Below are 18036 nucleotides of genomic sequence, written 5' to 3'. Positions count from 1 at the left end.
TTGATAAAGCTTAGTTTTAAAATAATTTGTGCTAATGTTATGGTAGATATTATTATGTTATTTAGTAAATTATAAAGTATGTTAATATAAGCGGTAGTTTAGTGTTTAATGGTAGTTATATGTAAGAAAATTATTATATAAATCTGATGCAAGTATTGAATGTGTTAAGAATGGCCTATAAGTTTGTTGAGGATAAGTAAATAGTATATTGATTAAAAGGTATTGTATGAATTGATTATAATACTTAATTATATAGTTTTTTTAGAGACAATACCTTAATTATTATAATATTTTGTATATTATAAAAAAGCATTTAAATTTATTGTGTAGTAAATGTTATAAGGAAATTATTTTTCTCCTTTCCATGGAGATAAAAAATCAAAATTGCGAAAATCTTGAGGTAAATCTATAGGTTGATATGATACAGATTGTGTAGCCAAGTCATATTTTACTTCTGTATATCCGCTAAGTGGAAAATCTTTTAGCATGGGGTGTCCTTGAAATCCATAATCTGTTAATATTCTGCGTAAGTCAGGATGATTGCTGAAAATTATTCCATACATATCAAATACTTCTCTTTCAAACCATTCTGCAGTGCTAAAAATCTTGGTAATAGATGGAACATGCTCACCTTTGTTTAGTGATATTTTACAACAAACTCTAACATTATAATAAATGCTTAAAAGCATATATACTAACTCAAGTCTATCTAGATAATCGACAGCAAAAATATCTGTTAAGATTTTGCATCTGATTTTAGAGTCATTGCGTAAAAATAGCATACTATCATATAATGATTCATTAGTTAGTTGTATCTCTAATATTCTATCATTTCTTAATTTACAGCTTTGATTTAAAGAAATATAAATATGACTAATAAATTCATTAATGATAGACATTTTATTCCTATTATAATTTGAAACCTTACAAAAACATTATATATGTATAAATGATATATGGTAAATAATGATTTTATCATTTAGCTAATAATATTAGGATTATAAGATAAGTTTATATGTATTTTAAAATTATAGCGGTGTTTTAATAAATTTTATTTTTTACGGGTAATTTTACGTTGTAAACATAAAATTCCATATAATAGCGCTTCTGCAGTTGGAGGACATCCTGGTACGTATATGTCTACAGGTACAATTCTATCACATCCTCTAACAACAGAGTAAGAATAATGATAATATCCTCCTCCGTTAGCACAACTTCCCATTGAAATAACATATTTTGGATCTGTCATTTGGTCATATACTTTTCGCAAGGCGGGAGCCATTTTATTGGTAAGAGTACCTGCTACAATCATAACATCCGCTTGTCTTGGGCTTGCTCTAAACATAACACCATATCTATCTAAGTCATAACGGCTAGCAGCTGTATGCATCATTTCAACTGCACAGCAAGCAAGTCCAAAAGTCATTGGCCATAATGAACCAGAACGTGACCATTTGACTACATATTGTGCTAAATCAGAGAACTTTGTTACTATAAATCCCTGATTATTATGATTTTGCCAGAACTCTTCTTGTAAATTTAAGTCCTGCTTTTGTATTTTTTTTATTTCCATTCTAATGCACCTTTACTCCATTCGTAAATAAATCCAATAGTGAGTATAGATAAAAAAATCATCATAGATAAAAATCCATTTATTCCAATATTAGATAAACATATAGACCAAGGAAATAAAAATGCGATCTCAAGATCAAATATGATAAATAATATAGCCACCAAGTAAAACCTGACATCAAATACTTTTCTTGAGCTTCCAACAGGATTAAATCCGCATTCATAAGGGGATAATTTTTCAAAAGTAAAACTGCTATTTGCTAAAAACATTGGTAATATTGTAAATAAGCATGATATAAAACCAGAAATAACTAGAAAAATTAATATAGGCAAATACTCATTAACTTTATGCATCTTGCACTTCTTAACTAACTAATAAGTAAATTCTAATTTTTGCAAATTTTTTTTCTTATGTCAATTATTAATAATTTAAAAAATAGTATATTTGTAAATATTATTAACATAATACTTATGTATTAAGTGATTCATATTTATGCAAAGAAAAGTTGTCTTTTGTAATACTATATTACTTAGTAATTGAAAGTAATCAGAAAAAGTAATTATAATGTATGGTATTTTTATAAAGGAATGATTATTATGATATAAGCACAATGTAAAATGATAAGAATTAATATCCATGGTAAATTTTTCTGTCTATTATGTAAAGAGTAAAACAAAAGTTTTATAGACGTGTTATATTTAAAGATATGATTTAAGATATTTACTTGTAAGGCTTTCGGGAAATTTTGTAACGATTTCTTCTGGAGATCCATATGCTACTACTTGTCCTCCATTTTTTCCACTGCCTGGGCCTATATCAATTATATATTCAGCAGTTTTTATAACATGTAAATTATGTTCAATAACTATTACAGTATTTCCTAAATCAGATAATTTGTGTAAAACGTGTAATAAATTTTTAATATCGTTAAAATGTAATCCGGTAGTTGGCTCATCTAGTATATATAAAGTACTACCAGTTGATCTTTTTGATAATTCTTTTGATAATTTAATACGTTGTGCTTCTCCGCCTGAAAGTGTAGTGGAAGATTGCCCTATTGTAATATACCCCATTCCTACATTTTGTAAAGATGTAAGTTTTTCTTTTATTATAGGTAAATTTTTAAAAAATTCTGCTGATTGATCAACTGTCATATTTAGAACATCAGCTATTGATTTATCTTTATATGTTACCTCTAAAGTTTCTCGATTATATCTTAATCCTTTACATTCTTCACATTTAACATACATGTCTGGTAAAAAATGCATTTCTATTTTTATAGAACCGTCTCCTTTACAAGCTTCACATCTCCCGCCTTTTGTGTTAAAAGAAAATCTACTTATAGTATATCCTCTTGCTTTAGACAATGGTAAACTTGCAAACCATGTTCTAATATGTGTAAAAAGACCTATATAAGTTGCAGGATTTGATAAAGGGGTTTTCCCAATGGGCGACTGGTTAATTTCTATTACTTTATCTATATTTTCTAATCCTAATATTGATTTACATCCTGCATAAGAATAATGTACATCATGTAGTTTATTCATAACATACTTATATAAAGTATTAGTTATTAAGCTTGATTTACCACTTCCTGATACTCCGGTTATACATGTAAATGCACCAATAGGAATTTTTACATCTATATTACGTAAATTATTTGTAGAAGCTTTATTGATTTCAATCCACTTATTAAAAATTTTATTTTTTTTAAATAATGGTATTAATTTTTGATAGCTTAAGTATTGTCCTGTTATACTATTTGGATTATTCATAATAGCTATTGGAGTACCTTGAGCTATTAATTTGCCTCCATGTGGACCTGCTCCAGGTCCTATATCTACAATATAGTCTGCATTCATCATGGTTTCATCATCATGTTCAACTACTATTACTGTATTACCTAAATCTCTGAGATCTTTCAATGTATTAATGAGTAGCCTATTATCATGTTGATGCAGTCCTATTGACGGTTCATCTAATACGTATAATACTCCTGTTAGACCGGAACTGATTTGTGATGCTAATTTTATTCTTTGGCTTTCTCCTCCAGATAAAGTTTTGGATTCACGATTAAGAGTAATATATCCTAGTCCTACATTTTGTAAAAAAGTTAATCTTTTTATTATTTCATCTAATAGCTTGCAAGCAATAAGTTTGTGCTGATTTGTAAGTTTAGATGGTAGATTTTTACACCATAACATTGCTTCATCTATTGATAGTAAAGATAATTCACCAATATTCTTATTATCTATTTTTACTGATAGTGCTTCTGGTGATAATCTTAATCCATTACAATGGTGACATGTAGTGATAGTAGAATATTTTTCGGATATTTTTTCAATAGCAATGTCTGATTTAGTATTTAAAATGTTGATAATCCCTTTAAATTCAAAATTATTATTGATTGATGAAGTATCAGTATTGTTATAACCGTATAATATAATATTTTTAATTGAATCTGATAATTTATTCCATGGCAATGATAGATCAAACTTTAATAATTTTGATAAAGATATAATTATTGATGTATAATAACTGCTAAAGTTTATAATATTTTTAGGTTTATAATGTATACTTGAAGGGTTTATTGGGCCTATAGGATGTATTGCACCTTCAAGTATTGAAAGCTGTTCATTAGGTATCACGAGAGCTACATCAGTAGTGAAGTTTTTCCCTAATCCGGTACAATGTTTACAAGAGCCATAAATAGTGTTAAATGAAAATAATCTTGGTTCTATTTCATTAATAGAAAACCCTGTTTCTGGACATGCAAAATGTTCAGAAAAGACTAAAATTTGATTATTAATATACTTTTTATCATAGTATTCTTTTGGTAAGTTTACTATTTCAATATGAATTATTCCTTTACCAATTTTTAATGCATTTTCAACACTTTTAGGAATACGATTAGATTTATCTTCTGTAATTAATATTCTATCTATAATCACATAAATATTATGTTTTTTATTTGTATCTAACTGTGGAATATGATTAATATCATATATTTTACTATCAATTTTTACTTGAGTATATCCTTGTTTTTTTGCATTGTATATTTCTTTAAAATAGTCACCTGTTTTATTTTTTATGATCATTCCAAGTATATCAATTTTTGTTCCTATAGGTAAATTGAAAATATGATCTATAATTTGAGATGCTGATTGTCGAAATATAGGCTTACCAGTTGTTGGAGAATAAGGGATTCCTATTTTAGCATACATCAAACGTAAATAATCGTAAATTTCAGTAATTGTTGACACGGTTGAGCGTGGATTTCTAAAAGAAGATTTTTGATTAATTGATATTGCAGGGGAAAGACCAGTTATTGATTCTACATCTGATTTTGGACATAAATCTAAAAATTGTCGTGCATATGAAGATAAACTTTCAACATATTTTCTTTGTCCTTCAGCATATATTGTGTCAAATGCAAGGCTTGACTTACCAGATCCACTAACTCCGGTTATAACAATTAAACTATTTTTAGGCAAATCTACACTAATATTGTCGAGATTATGTTCCCTAGCATTGCGTATACATATAAGATTATTCATTTATAGATTACCATACAAAAGCTTACAGTGAATTAATAACTGTTGTCATAGATTTAGTAACATTATTTAATATATCATTATTTACACGTAATATATCAACTGGGTGTACTATTTTTATTTTATTTAATATAGCATTAACGAAACTTACTTCCGTATCTTCTAAAATGGACGAAGAAATATTCACGTATTCATTAATTATAATTCCCGCATCAGTATCATAGCATATTAATTCACATATTGCTGTTTTTATTACTGCTAAGCTAATTAAGTTTAATCTCTGTATAGACCATTTTTCATTAAGATGCTGTGATATTATATCATCTATATTGGAAGAATAATCAATAATAGTTTCTAATATTTTTGATAGAAGTTTATTGTCAGCCTTTACTAAGTTGAGTACTTCTTGCATTTCATGTAGATAATCGATTAAATTATCAATATCTACAGGAGAATAATTAATAAACATCATTGAATATACACCCTGAACTGCAAGAAACCTAGCTGCAGTTTTTTGAGAGTGCCATGATAATTTATTATTTTGCATAATTTTTAACTTAAAAATTTTCTATGTAATTCTATCATTTTTAATGCTGCTTGTACTGCTTTACCACCAATATTTATTTTATTTTTATCAGCCCTTTCTATTGCTAATTCCAATGTATTGGCAGTAATTATCCCAAATCCTAGAGGAACTGCATGTTGTATTGCAATTTCACTCAGTGATATAGATACACTATTTGATATATAGTGATAATGATCTGTCAACCCCTTAATTAAACATCCTAATGCTACATATCCGTCATATTTTTGTCGATCACTCATAATAGCAAAGGTAATTGCTGCAGGGATTTCAAATGATCCAGGTACATAAATTATATCATAAACTATGTTAATATGATACAGTTTTATTTGCGTAATTGCTCCATCTAACATATTTTTTGAAATTTCAGGATAAAAATTTGCAATAACAATTAACAGATTTATATCATTATTTAATTTATCTGACATATCTTATCCTATTATTCTATAGTAATTTTTGTAGCATATTGAGATTTTTTTAGTATAAAATGCTTTATTACTAATTGTTGCAAAATAGTAATAGTATTACTACATATCCAGTAAATTATTAATCCAGCTGGAAAAGAAGAAAAAATAAATATAAATATATAGGGTAAATACTTCATTATATTATAATGTGCCTTATCATAGGAATGATCGCTAATTTTTTGTTGTATTACCATAGTGATTCCTAAAATTACTGGCAATATACCAATGCATATTGGTGGAGTAAATTTTATCATTCCAAATAAAGTTAATATATTTGCTGTATCAGCACTTGATAAATCTTTTATCCATAAAAAAAAGGGTGCATGTCTCATTTCTATTGTTATAAATAAAACTTTATATAATGCAAAAAATACAGGAATTTGTATTAATATTGGTAAAAATCCTGAAATAGGGCTCACGTTATGTTTTTTAAATAATAAAGCAATTTCTTTATTTGTTTTTAAGGTGTCATTTTTATATAATTCCTTAATTTTTAAAATTTGTGGTTGAATTTGCTTGAGCTTAAACATGGAAATATAAGATTTATTCGATAACGGTAACATTGCTAGCTTTATTAAAATAGTTAACATAAGTATTGATAATCCAAAATTCCCTATTATTTTATGAAAGTATTCAAGCAATAAAAATACAGGCTTGGTTATAAAGTATAGAATGCCAAAATCTACGGCTTTATCAAATAAAGGTATGTTGAGTGTATCTTTGTATTTATCAAGTATATTTAGTTTCTTTGAACCAACGAATAAGTAACTTGATATATGAGAAGAGGAATGAGGCAATGTTTTTTGGTACGATCTACTAAAATCTGTTTGAAAATAATGTCCTTGATTATAAACTGCATGTTTTGCATGAAAAGTGACTTTACTATTGCCAATGTTAGTTGGAATTAAAGCTACAAACCAATACTTATCAGATAATCCAATCCAAGAATTTTCTTTATGTGAAGGTTCAGGAACATACTTAATACTTTCTTTATTTATCATATCTTTGTAAGTCCATTCTTTTAACACATTTCCAAAACCACCTACAGCACCTTCATGCGATATCCAATGTGATTGATCATTAGAATTACGCAACCTATTTATACGTCCATAAGGAATCAAATTCACTGCTGAGTCTGTATTATTTTCAATAATTTGTTCTACTTTGAACATATAATAATTATCTAAATGAATTTTTAATTTAAACACAATACCTTGTGTATTATCCCAGTATAAATTAATAAAATTATTGCTTGTGAGTTCATTATTATTATATTTCCATGTAGTGTTTTTATCGGGTAATTTTATTGTGTTACTTGGATCTATCCATCCGAATTCAACCAAATATGCCTTTTCTGTTCCTTGAGGAGATAATAAAGTTATTCCATTGGATTTTTTGTCTGTATTTGTATGATAATTTTTTAATGTGATATCGTCTATTATTCCACCCTTGACTGAAATGGAACCATTTATTTCTTCATTAGATATTTTAATGCGTGAACTTTGACTTATGATTTCACTTTTTGTTTTATACTCAAAAAGCTCATTATCAACTTCTGGAATCATGGAATCTGCATTAGTACTTTTATGTATGTTGTGCTCTGTAAAAAACTTTTCATATATTAAGCGCCATCCCATTACAAGTATAATAGATATAACAACTGCTAATATAAGATTACGAATATCAGACATAATACTAATTAATTTTTTTGATAAAGCTTAGATAAAAGCTATTTTAACATATAAAATTTTTGAGAGCAATAATGTATTATTAAATAATTTTTCATATTTTATAAAAAATTAGTACCATTTTCTTTAATCTTGAAAACATTTATAATACTATACCACATTAGAGTTTATTTATAATAATTTAATATCATTTTTTAATTATGATTAATGCAATGAAGCTGATACAAGTGTGAATTTTATGTTGTATAATAAATTTTTTTAATGAAGATTTGTTAAAATATATGTAAATGACTTACTTACTGGTAGTGCAGTAGGATTATTAATATATTTTTATATAAATGATTCAGGATATATTATTAATGATTTATTTTTTTAATTGCCAAGTAAATTTCATTGAATAACTTAAATGTTTTTATAAAATAGCAATGTGTTGCTATGCAATTATTCTATACACATTTATATACAATAATGGATACATTTGCTTTTTAATTTTATGAATAGGGGTAGCCTATTACTTATAATTATGTAACATATTAACGTTTTTTATAAGATATGTACATATAAAATATACTACTACATGGAATAGATAATACGTAAATTAATCCTGAAACCGGAAAAGTAATCCAGGGATTTGTGATGGATAATATAATAAATACCCCTAGAAATAGGATGAAAATGTATGATAAATTCCTTGGTATATAGCAATGTTTTGCGGAAAAAGTTGGAATGTTGCTTACTAAACAAAAAGCAATAACCATAAAATATATAGCAATTACATTTTTGTTAAGCATATTTTCTATAAGCCAATGATTACTATTATTAAAGGAAAGCATTGTTGGTATTAATGAAAGTATTGCTCCTATAGGAGCAGGTACACCTACAAAAAAAAACTTATGCCAGTCAATCTTATTTTCTTCGTATAATGAAACATTAAATCTTGCAAGTCTAATAGACATGCATATGATGAACATCATGACTAGCATCCATCCTATGACTTTAATTTGTCTCAGTAGCCAAAAATATAATAAAAAAGCTGGAGCTATTCCAAAATTGAGAAAATCTGCAAAAGAGTCTAATTGTGCTCCAAATCCACTAGTAGATTTGAGAAATCGTGCAATTCTGCCATCCATACCATCTATAATTGCTGCAACAATAACAAAAGTAACAGCAAATTCCCATTTTCCAATAAAAGTGAATTTTATGGATGTCAATCCTGCGCATAATCCTAATAAAGTTATAAGATTAGGAAATAATTTAGCAATTGGATAAGATTTATTGCTTTTGTCGTTATACATAACAACCAAATATTTAAATGTACTTGAAAGTAGTATCATAAGTTGATAATTCTTTTGTAAGATCAGCAATTATAGTTTCTCCTCCTGTAACTGTCTGACCTTCGGTGACAAGTGTCATGATATCAGAGGGTAAATATAGATTGACACGACTGCCAAATTTTATTATACCAAACCTTTCTCCTAATAGCACTTCTTGATTTTCTTGTACATTACATACTATGCGACGCGCTATTAATCCTGCAATCTGTTCAACAATTACTATATAATCATTTACTGTAGATTTGATGACAAGTCTTTGCCTTTCGTTTTCTTCGCTTGATTTGTCAAATGTTGCTGAGATAAATCTTCCAGCTTTATATTCTTTTGATTGAATAGTTCCAGACACAGGAATTCTATTAACATGTACATTTAAAGCATTTAAAAATATACTTATACAAGTAACAGTTGATTTATCTATAGGGGAGATAACCTGCTTTATTTTTAAAATTGTCCCATCTCCAGGACTAACAACATATTTATTATTTTGTGGAACAACACGTACAGGATCACGAAAAAAATATATACACAGTAATGTTATAAATAAAAATACCATACCTAGTCCACAAGAAATAGAAAACCCAGCACACGATAGGAAAAAAGAGATTATAATAAACATATATCCTTCCTTATTAATGTTAGGAATTAAATTAATGTGCATTCTTGTATACCTAAATGTATTTTTTACATTTCTATTATAAAAAATATTACGTTGATTGCAATTATTACTTATAAGTATTCTATTATGGAAATATTGTTATAATGAATTTTTATTAAAAATGATATTAATTAAGATTTAATAGTAAATGTTATATTAGTTAGGTTTTTTTGATAAATTGATCATGATATATTTTATGAAATTACAAATAACTTGTGATTTGTAATATAATTTTACTATATGTTTATTTTTACTGATAAATTTATTTACTATGAAAGATACATTTATTACTTATAGCATTATATAGATTAAAAAAATATTATTTTTATAATATAGGTAAATCTATAATGAATTGTAGTAATTGTATTTTGTAAAGCATTGATATTATATAGTTTGTTAAAAGTATATAATTTTTATTAATAATAAAAAATTTTTTATGGGCATTTTACTTAATTTGTTGATTTAAAATCCGAAATATTTATTAATTTATTATAAAATTATTTTATATATCATGTAGTAGGGAAGGAGATTAAAGAGATCTCTGTCGTAAAAAATCCTGTAAGAGGATCAATAATGGACATTGCTACGTTATTGTCAAGATGCCATCTATGATTAAAATTTTCCCATTAGCAATCTGATTGGCATAATGCATGATATTATTGTCTAATGCATTAATTTCAGTACTAGTTTTCCCTCTTAATCTAAGTTCATCTACAAGTACTTTAAATCTTGTTAATGATCTAATTCTAGCAAATAATGCTAAATCATTAATTGGTTTTGTAAGGAAGTCATCAGCTCCGGCATTAATACCATTTACCTTATTTTCAGATGTATTATCAAGTGCTGTAATCATGACAATAGGAATATATGTTATTGAAGGATCAGCTTTTAATTTTTTACATGTTTCATATCCATCCATATCTGGCATCATCACATCAAGAAGTATCAAATCTGGATGTTTTTTTTTAGCAACATTTATTGCTTCTGCTCCACTCATTGCAACAATTACATCGTAATACTCTTGTGTTAACTTTGCTTGTAATAATTTGATATTTGCTATTAAATCATCAACTATTAGTATTCTTGCTGTCATAGCTTTTTGCTTCTTTGTTATTGATTAGATTTTTTATTTCATATGCTTCATACACATTTCCGTCATTGCCAATTATTTTTTTTTTAATAACATTTTCTTCTTCGTTGTCATCTATGTCGCATATATTAATACTTTTGGCTGTATTTATTAGCTCTTGTCTTATAATGAAAATTTTTTTGTATAATGTTTGTATATCTTTAATTACGTGAGGTAATTTCTTAGGATCAAGCATTAAGCATCCTACTACAATAATGACTATTATTTCTGATAATCCAATGCTAAACATTATAATCTTTCTCTAAAGTAAAAACACTTAGGGACTTTATTATAAGCATAAGCTTACTTAATTCAAGTTGTGTTGTATTAATTTCATTGAGAAAGCTATAATATCTATTAAGTTGGCTTTGGTGCTGAACACACCATGATGTAATAGAATTATTAACTATAACTTCAGTATTACTTTGATTATTGTTATTTATTATTAATGGTTCTATATGTTTTATAATATTTCCTGTGATAATAGATTGATAATCACTTAAGTCATCTAGTAGATTTCTGATTGCTATACGTTGCCAATAAGAAGAACTTGAATCCATTTGTAATGCAAGCTCACGTATACGATTAAAATTTAATACAGATTTGAGATGAAAGTATATTTTACCAACTATAACAATAGGTATATTGGTATTTTCTGCTAGATAAATTATATCTAAGCCAGAAATTAAGAATTTTAGGTTATTAATTTTTTTTATTACTTTAGGGTTTATACCATTTTCTTGAGGTATATTGTTATACAATGTATTGCTGTCTTTTGTTTTTAATTTACTGCAAATAATATCTGTCATGTTTTTTTCTAATAGTACAATTTTCGATGATAAATCATCTAATTTTTTTTCAATATCTACAAATTTATGTAAATTTCTAAAGAACCAAAAAGTAGCCTGTCCTATAAATTTTTGAACTTCTCGAACAATTGTAACATAAGAATCTATTGAAATATTACTGTCTATTTTATCTAATTCATCCCATATTTCACTTATATTATATATATATGTAATAATTATATATACCCTTATAACATTATCAACTGTAATACCCATACTTTCAATGTGATGAACAAATACACATCCCATTCTATTTACAATATCATTAGAGATGCAAGTTGCTAATATTTCCTTTTTAAGTGTATGTTGTTTGATGTATTTTTCAAAATTGTTTCTTATATATGGTGGAAAATATGATAGCAGATATTGAGATTCATATAAATTAATAAAATTTGTAGAGTGCTGAAGTAAATCAGATGACATGATTTCATTTTTAATGCACATTCTAGTATAAGCTATCAAAACTGCAATTTGAGGAGCATTAAATCCTCGCTTTTCAGAGCTCATTTTTGTAATTTCTTCATCACTAGGTAAGAATTCTATATTACGATCAAGCATTTTGATTTTTTCTAAATGCTGCAAAAGTTTATGATGTTGATCTATTCTTTCTTGAGATTGCATACATTCTAACATTAAAACTTTTGTTTCTAATTTATTGTGATGGTTTAATACGATTGCTGGGATATCACTTATTATACTGTCCAGTATTATATTACGCTTATCAAAAGAGATAAATTTATCTTTTACAGCTAATTCTAAACATATTTTAATATTAGTTTCAAAATCTGAACAAATAACCCCACCTGCATTATCTATAAAATCTGTATTAATTCTTCCTCCTGTATTAGAATACTCTATTCTTCCAAGTTGTGTGCACCCTAAATTTCCACCTTCAATAATCATTGAAGCTTTAACATCACAGCCATTGATTCGTAGATTATCATTGGCTTTATCTGCCACTACAGCATTGCTTTCTTTTGAAGATTTAATGTATGTACCTATTCCTCCATTCCATATCATATCTACAGGAGCTTTTAGCAAGTAAGTAATTAAATTATCAGGTGAAATCTCTTTCTGATCTTTATTAATATGGAAACGTTCTTTCATTTCAGGAGTAAGTGTTATAGATTTTGACTTTCTACAAAAAACACCACCACCCTTTGAAATTATACTTCTATTATAATCTTCCCAAGATGAACCAGGTATTGAGAAAAGACGTTGACGTTCTAAAAAACTTTTTTCTGGATTAGGAGATGGGTCGATGAAAATATGAAGATGATTAAATGCACCTAATAAACATATCTTATTTGATAATAACATTCCATTACCAAAAACATCACCAGACATATCACCGATTCCAATAACCGTAAATATTTCTTCTTGAATATTTTTATCGATAATCCAAAAGTGTCTATTAGCTGCTATCCAAGCTCCTTTAGCTGTAATGCCCATTTTTTTATGATCAAAGCCGATAGATCCTCCAGATGCAAATGCATCTCTTAGCCAGAAATTGTATTCTTGTGAAATTTGATTAGCATAATCAGAAAAAGATGCAGTTCCTTTATCTGCTGCTACTACTAAATATGGATCATATTCATCATATTTAATAACATTATCTGGAGTTATATACTTATCATCGATGATATTATCAGTAATATCTAAAATACCACGAAGAAAATTTTTATAGCATTCAATTGCATAATCAATTAAAGGTTTATCCTTTGCTGGGTTTTTAAGTATAAAACCTCCTTTAGAGCCTACGGGTACAATAACAGAATTTTTTGTCATTTGTGCTTTCATTAATCCTAGCACTTCTGTGCGAAAATCCTCTATTCTATCAGACCATCTAATGCCTCCTCTAGCGACTTTACCCCCACGCAAGTGAATTGCTTCAAACATGCTTGAATATACATAAATTTCTCTAAAAGGACATGGTAAAGGTATATTTGGAACTTTACTAGAATCTATTTTTATTGATAAATAACTTTTATCTCCTTGATAGTAATTTGTACGCAACACTGCTAAAATAAGAGAATAAATACATTGTAAGATGTAATCATGTACAATATCAATTACATTTGTAAAAAGCTGTTTGATTTTTTCCCGTATTATAGCTTCATGTTCTTTGCGTAATGTATTTAAATTTGGATCAAATCTTATTTCAAATAATCTAATAAATAGATATATTATATCTGGATATTTTATAAGAATTTTGCGTATATATGATTGACTATAACTAAATGAAATTTGTTTTAAATATTTACTTAATAACCTTATAAGTAGTACTTCTTTCCAATTTAAATTTGCTGAAATTACTAAGTTGTTAAAGAGGTCATTTTCTATCTCTTTAGAAAAAATCTTTTTCAGTGTAATTTCAAATTGCTTTTTAATACTATTGTAATTAAGTGATTCTTTAGTGTTGGATAATATAAAATGGTGTAAACATATAGAATTACCTTGAATAGCAATATTATAACTATAATGTAATAATATATTGACGCCCATTTTTCTAACAATATTTAATACTTTTGAAAGTTTTAGATTTTCTTGTTCTGGAATATATACTTTTAGTTGATAGTGATTATTATTTTCTGCTAAGTATAAATCTACTTCGCTAGTGTTGTGCTGAAGTGCTTTGTTAATTTTTATGATATCGTGATATGCACTTTCAGGATCAAAGTATTCCTGATAACTTACAGGAAATGCATTTAAATATTGTGAAAAATCGTAACCGCATTTATTATATAAAACATTATATAACCTGTCCTCCCATCTTTTTGTTGATTCTATAAGCTGTACTTCTATTTCCTGTTCTGAAACATTAGGAAGATTATCGCTGATTTTTAGCATAAATTGTAATCTAACTAAATCAGATTCATTACACATACTGTAGTATTGAGTAACAACTTTTCCTAGCAGCATATTTTCTAGAATATTACTCATTTTTGTTGCTGATTCTGTACTAGCAAAGTTTTTAGGGACAAAGATAATACAATTTATAAAATTGTTACTAATATCTCTTCTTATAAATAATTTTATTTTAGGATTGCTAGATAAAAATAAAATTCCCATTGAAATTTGAAATAATTCTTCTTCAGAAAATTGAAATAGCTCCTCTCTAGAAAATCTTTGCAATATAGCAATTAATGCCTTATTATTATGCCCTTTTTTTATAAATCCTGACTTAAGTTCAACAGCTTGTATTTTTTCTCGTATTATTGGTATATGTATTGCATCTTGAAAAGAAACAACGGATGCGAAAAAACCATAAAAACACTCTTCCTTTAATAATACTCCTGTATTACTAAATGTTCTTATTCCAATGCAAATCATGTATTCATGTCTATGAACATGAGATATAATATCGGATTGTATAATATATAAGTGACTTTTGGAATCGGGTATGTTTTTGATTGGCTGAGAAGTAGCATTAATCTTTTGCAATCCTAGACTACTAGAATTAGTGATGACTAATTTTTCATTTTTTGCAACATATTCTTCATATCCTAAAAATACGAAATTATCGTTTTGTATCCACTTTAAAAATTGACATATTTCCTGGTGAGAATTATTTGTTTTCAAGTTATTAAGTATGACATTTATATGATCTAACATCAAATGCCAATCTTGAACACATTGGTGTACTGCTGTAAGAGTTTTTTTAATATCCGATTTTAGTATTGCTTGAGTATTCTTATCAATTGTATTAACAATAAAATATGCAATTGATTCATTTGTTTTATCATTTGCACAAGATTGGGTTTTTAATATATCTACTATTACATCATTTTCTCTTTTAATATTTAAAACAGCGTTAGTATAATGATATATTGATAAATTATATTTCTTTAGTATTATAATAATTGAATCAATAATAAATGGTATGTTGTTATTAATTGTTTCAATAATAGTTAAGTTTTCTTGAATTATATCTTTATTATTAATATTAAATATTCGTACTTTACTTTCATTTTTTGCTCTTTCTTTTATAAAATCAAATAAATCTTTAACTGAATACAGTAAAAAATTAATACTTAATTCAACATCACTACTATAGGAAAAGTTATAAAACTTTTTTATAAAATTTTTTAACAGATTATGCGAATTACTGTTATCTTGCTCTAGTAATAATAACATAGAGTCAATTACTTTATTATTAAAGCTATAATTGTTGCTGCGCATTGTTGTTAATCTCAATAGCCTAGGAATTAATTATATATTATTGATATTAAAATACTATATACTACTTAAAACACAATGTAATTATTTTTTTTGATATTCCAATAGTTTGTGTTCTCTTATAAAAAGGTAGCTTTTTATTAACATATGATCAGATTATACTTTTTAGTATATCAATAAAGCCATGAATGCAAACATGAAAAAGCAATAGTAACAGCGTATCATGTTTTTATAAAAAATCAAGGATGATATTGAAATAATCTTGTAGTTGAAAATTGTGAGATATTTATTTTTCTTTATCAGTGCGACTTATAGTATTAAGAGTATTGTTTAAATTGCATGTTATTACTTTTTATGAAGTTAGTTAAATTTTTTAGATTTGTAGGATAATAATTATTTGTGTGTAGTTTAATGTAGAAAAATATAATATGCGTTATTGGAAGTAATTTACTATATTGGTGATGTTTATAAATAAAATATGCATTATGTTTTATAAATAGGATATGCATTAATTAAAGTAGTTTTCTATATGATAAATAAATCTATCATTAATAAATATGATATTAGAGGTGTTGTTGGAAGTAATTTACATATTAGTGATGCTTATGAAATTGGTATAAAATTTTCTAAGTTTATAGGTAAAGGATCTATTATTTGTGTAGGATATGATGGAAGAGTACATGCTTATGAATTTGCAAAAAATGTTACTAGCGGCATAATTCATGGAGGTTCGTCAGTTGTAAAATTAGGATTATGTTCTTCTCCTATGCTTTATTTTGCAAATAAAATTATGAATGCAAATGGAGGAATAATGGTAACAGCTTCCCATAATCCTCAAGAATATCAGGGATTTAAGATTATAGGGAATAATAATCTTGCAGTTAAAGGTTGTGAAATATTGACTTTTCTTTATAGATATGAGTGCAGTGATATTGCTAATAACAAAGGTGTAGTTATCGATATTAATATTAATTCTTCTTATCTGGCAAGTCTTGAGAAAGTTTTTAGTAATGTAAAGATGAACAAATTAAAAATAGCTTGGGATTGTAGTAATGGGGTAATGTCTAGTGTTGTTTACGAGGTAATAAAAATTTTATATATGCATGATCATATAGTGATTAATGAAGTAATAGATGGTTATTTTCCAGGACATTTACCTGATATTTCAGTACATAAGAATTTATGTCAAATAGTTAATACAGTTAAAAAAAATAACTGTGATATAGGAATAGTATTTGATGGAGATGGTGATAGAGTCTGTTTTATAGATAATTGTGGTAATATTGTTACTAATGATCATGTTATGATGATCTTTATTGAAGATATTCTAACGCAATGTCCGGGAAGTACAATAATTTATGATATAAAAAGTAGCGAAATTATAAAGGATATTGTTGATAAATTGGGAGGTAAAGCAATAGCTTGTGCATCGGGATATTCTATTATGCAAAGGAAAATGCGTGATGAACATGCAAAGTTTGCTGGTGAGATCAGTGGACATATGTTTTTTGAAGAACTAGGATATGATGATGGAATGTATGCTGCGATGAGAATGATTAATATTTTACTTAAAACAAAGATGACTTTAACGCAATTAGTAGGTAATTTACCTAAATTATATATAATTCCAGAAATGAGAATTAAAATACAGAGCAATTCCTGGGCTAATATAGTGACTAATTTAAAACAAATACTTGATAATAAAAATATAAAATATATTGATATTGATGGAATAAAGGTACAAATAGGCGATAAAGGTTGGTGGATTGTAAGGAATTCAAATACAGAAAATATGATTACCATACGTTGTGAGGGTACTAATTTAACTAATTTAAAATATGTTAAAAATTTATTATATTATTATATACAATGTGCTTTATAAAAAAACTATGTACTTAATTATTGTCAATAAGGTATTGCTGTGAATTTTTTTACATAATGGTAAAAAGGATTCATATAAAACGAAATTTAGCAAAATTTTATAACCTTATTTTTTATAAGTTATTATAGTTTATTGCTTACATTA

At 26.6% G+C, this 18036-nt stretch carries 12 protein-coding genes and 1 pseudogene; 1 reads left to right on the top strand and 12 read right to left on the bottom strand.

Annotation, left to right across the window (positions count from 1 at the left end; genetic code table 11):
• Positions 1–347: 347 nt before the first annotated feature.
• The 12 genes and pseudogenes from HL033_RS00600 to HL033_RS00545 all read right to left on the bottom strand — a co-directional run bounded on the left by HL033_RS00600 (position 348) and on the right by HL033_RS00545 (position 16013).
• The gene (locus HL033_RS00600) at positions 348–890 is read right to left on the bottom strand and encodes a complex I 30 kDa subunit family protein (RefSeq protein ID WP_410522106.1); all 543 of its coding nucleotides are present in this window, start codon (positions 888–890) and stop codon (positions 348–350) included.
• 161 nt (positions 891–1051) lie between these two features.
• Positions 1052–1573, bottom strand: coding sequence for a NuoB/complex I 20 kDa subunit family protein (locus HL033_RS00595; protein ID WP_218194181.1), 522 nt, complete (start codon positions 1571–1573; stop codon positions 1052–1054).
• Entirely contained in the window at positions 1564–1926 is a 363-nt protein-coding gene (gene ndhC / locus HL033_RS00590) for an NADH-quinone oxidoreductase subunit A (RefSeq protein ID WP_218194180.1), read from the bottom strand. The genes HL033_RS00595 and ndhC overlap by 10 nt, the downstream gene beginning before the upstream one ends.
• A gap of 345 nt (positions 1927–2271) precedes the next feature.
• The gene (gene uvrA, locus HL033_RS00585) at positions 2272–5130 is read right to left on the bottom strand and encodes an excinuclease ABC subunit UvrA (RefSeq protein ID WP_218194179.1); all 2859 of its coding nucleotides are present in this window, start codon (positions 5128–5130) and stop codon (positions 2272–2274) included.
• Positions 5131–5152: 22 nt separating this feature from the next.
• A complete protein-coding gene (nusB, locus tag HL033_RS00580) occupies positions 5153–5674 on the bottom strand; it encodes a transcription antitermination factor NusB (RefSeq protein WP_218194178.1) in 522 nt (173 codons plus the stop codon).
• Between the two features lie 5 nt (positions 5675–5679).
• Positions 5680–6138 (bottom strand): 6,7-dimethyl-8-ribityllumazine synthase, encoded by a 459-nt coding sequence (locus HL033_RS00575; protein WP_218194177.1) that lies wholly within the window; start codon positions 6136–6138, stop codon positions 5680–5682.
• Between the two features lie 11 nt (positions 6139–6149).
• Complete coding sequence (gene yidC / locus HL033_RS00570) at positions 6150–7868, bottom strand: membrane protein insertase YidC (protein ID WP_218194176.1); 1719 nt, start codon at positions 7866–7868, stop codon at positions 6150–6152.
• Positions 7869–8398: 530 nt separating this feature from the next.
• Positions 8399–9160: a CDP-alcohol phosphatidyltransferase family protein gene (locus HL033_RS00565; protein WP_218194175.1), complete on the bottom strand. Its 762-nt coding sequence runs from the start codon at positions 9158–9160 to the stop codon at positions 8399–8401.
• Positions 9161–9173: 13 nt separating this feature from the next.
• Positions 9174–9857, bottom strand: a complete 684-nt coding sequence (locus tag HL033_RS00560) for a phosphatidylserine decarboxylase (protein WP_218194174.1) — start codon at positions 9855–9857, stop codon at positions 9174–9176.
• A 601-nt stretch (positions 9858–10458) separates the two neighbouring features.
• Positions 10459–10947 (bottom strand): annotated as a pseudogene (locus HL033_RS00555) (response regulator); the annotation flags it as partial.
• Positions 10922–11233 (bottom strand): Sec-independent protein translocase subunit TatB, encoded by a 312-nt coding sequence (tatB, locus tag HL033_RS00550; protein ID WP_218194172.1) that lies wholly within the window; start codon positions 11231–11233, stop codon positions 10922–10924. The pseudogene HL033_RS00555 and the gene tatB, both read right to left, overlap by 26 nt.
• Positions 11226–16013 (bottom strand): NAD-glutamate dehydrogenase, encoded by a 4788-nt coding sequence (locus HL033_RS00545; RefSeq protein ID WP_218194171.1) that lies wholly within the window; start codon positions 16011–16013, stop codon positions 11226–11228. Before HL033_RS00545 ends, tatB begins: the two co-directional genes overlap by 8 nt.
• A gap of 526 nt (positions 16014–16539) precedes the next feature.
• Here HL033_RS00545 and HL033_RS00540 point away from each other — a divergent pair.
• On the top strand, positions 16540–17892 hold the full coding sequence (locus HL033_RS00540; RefSeq protein WP_218194170.1) for a phosphomannomutase/phosphoglucomutase: 1353 nt from the start codon (positions 16540–16542) through the stop codon (positions 17890–17892).
• Positions 17893–18036 lie beyond the last annotated feature (144 nt).

The organism is Neoehrlichia mikurensis (genome assembly GCF_019186785.1).
GTDB lineage: Bacteria > Pseudomonadota > Alphaproteobacteria > Rickettsiales > Anaplasmataceae > Neoehrlichia > Neoehrlichia mikurensis.
The sequence above is the reverse complement of the archived record's forward strand: the minus strand, read 5'-3'. Positions and strand labels throughout refer to the sequence as shown.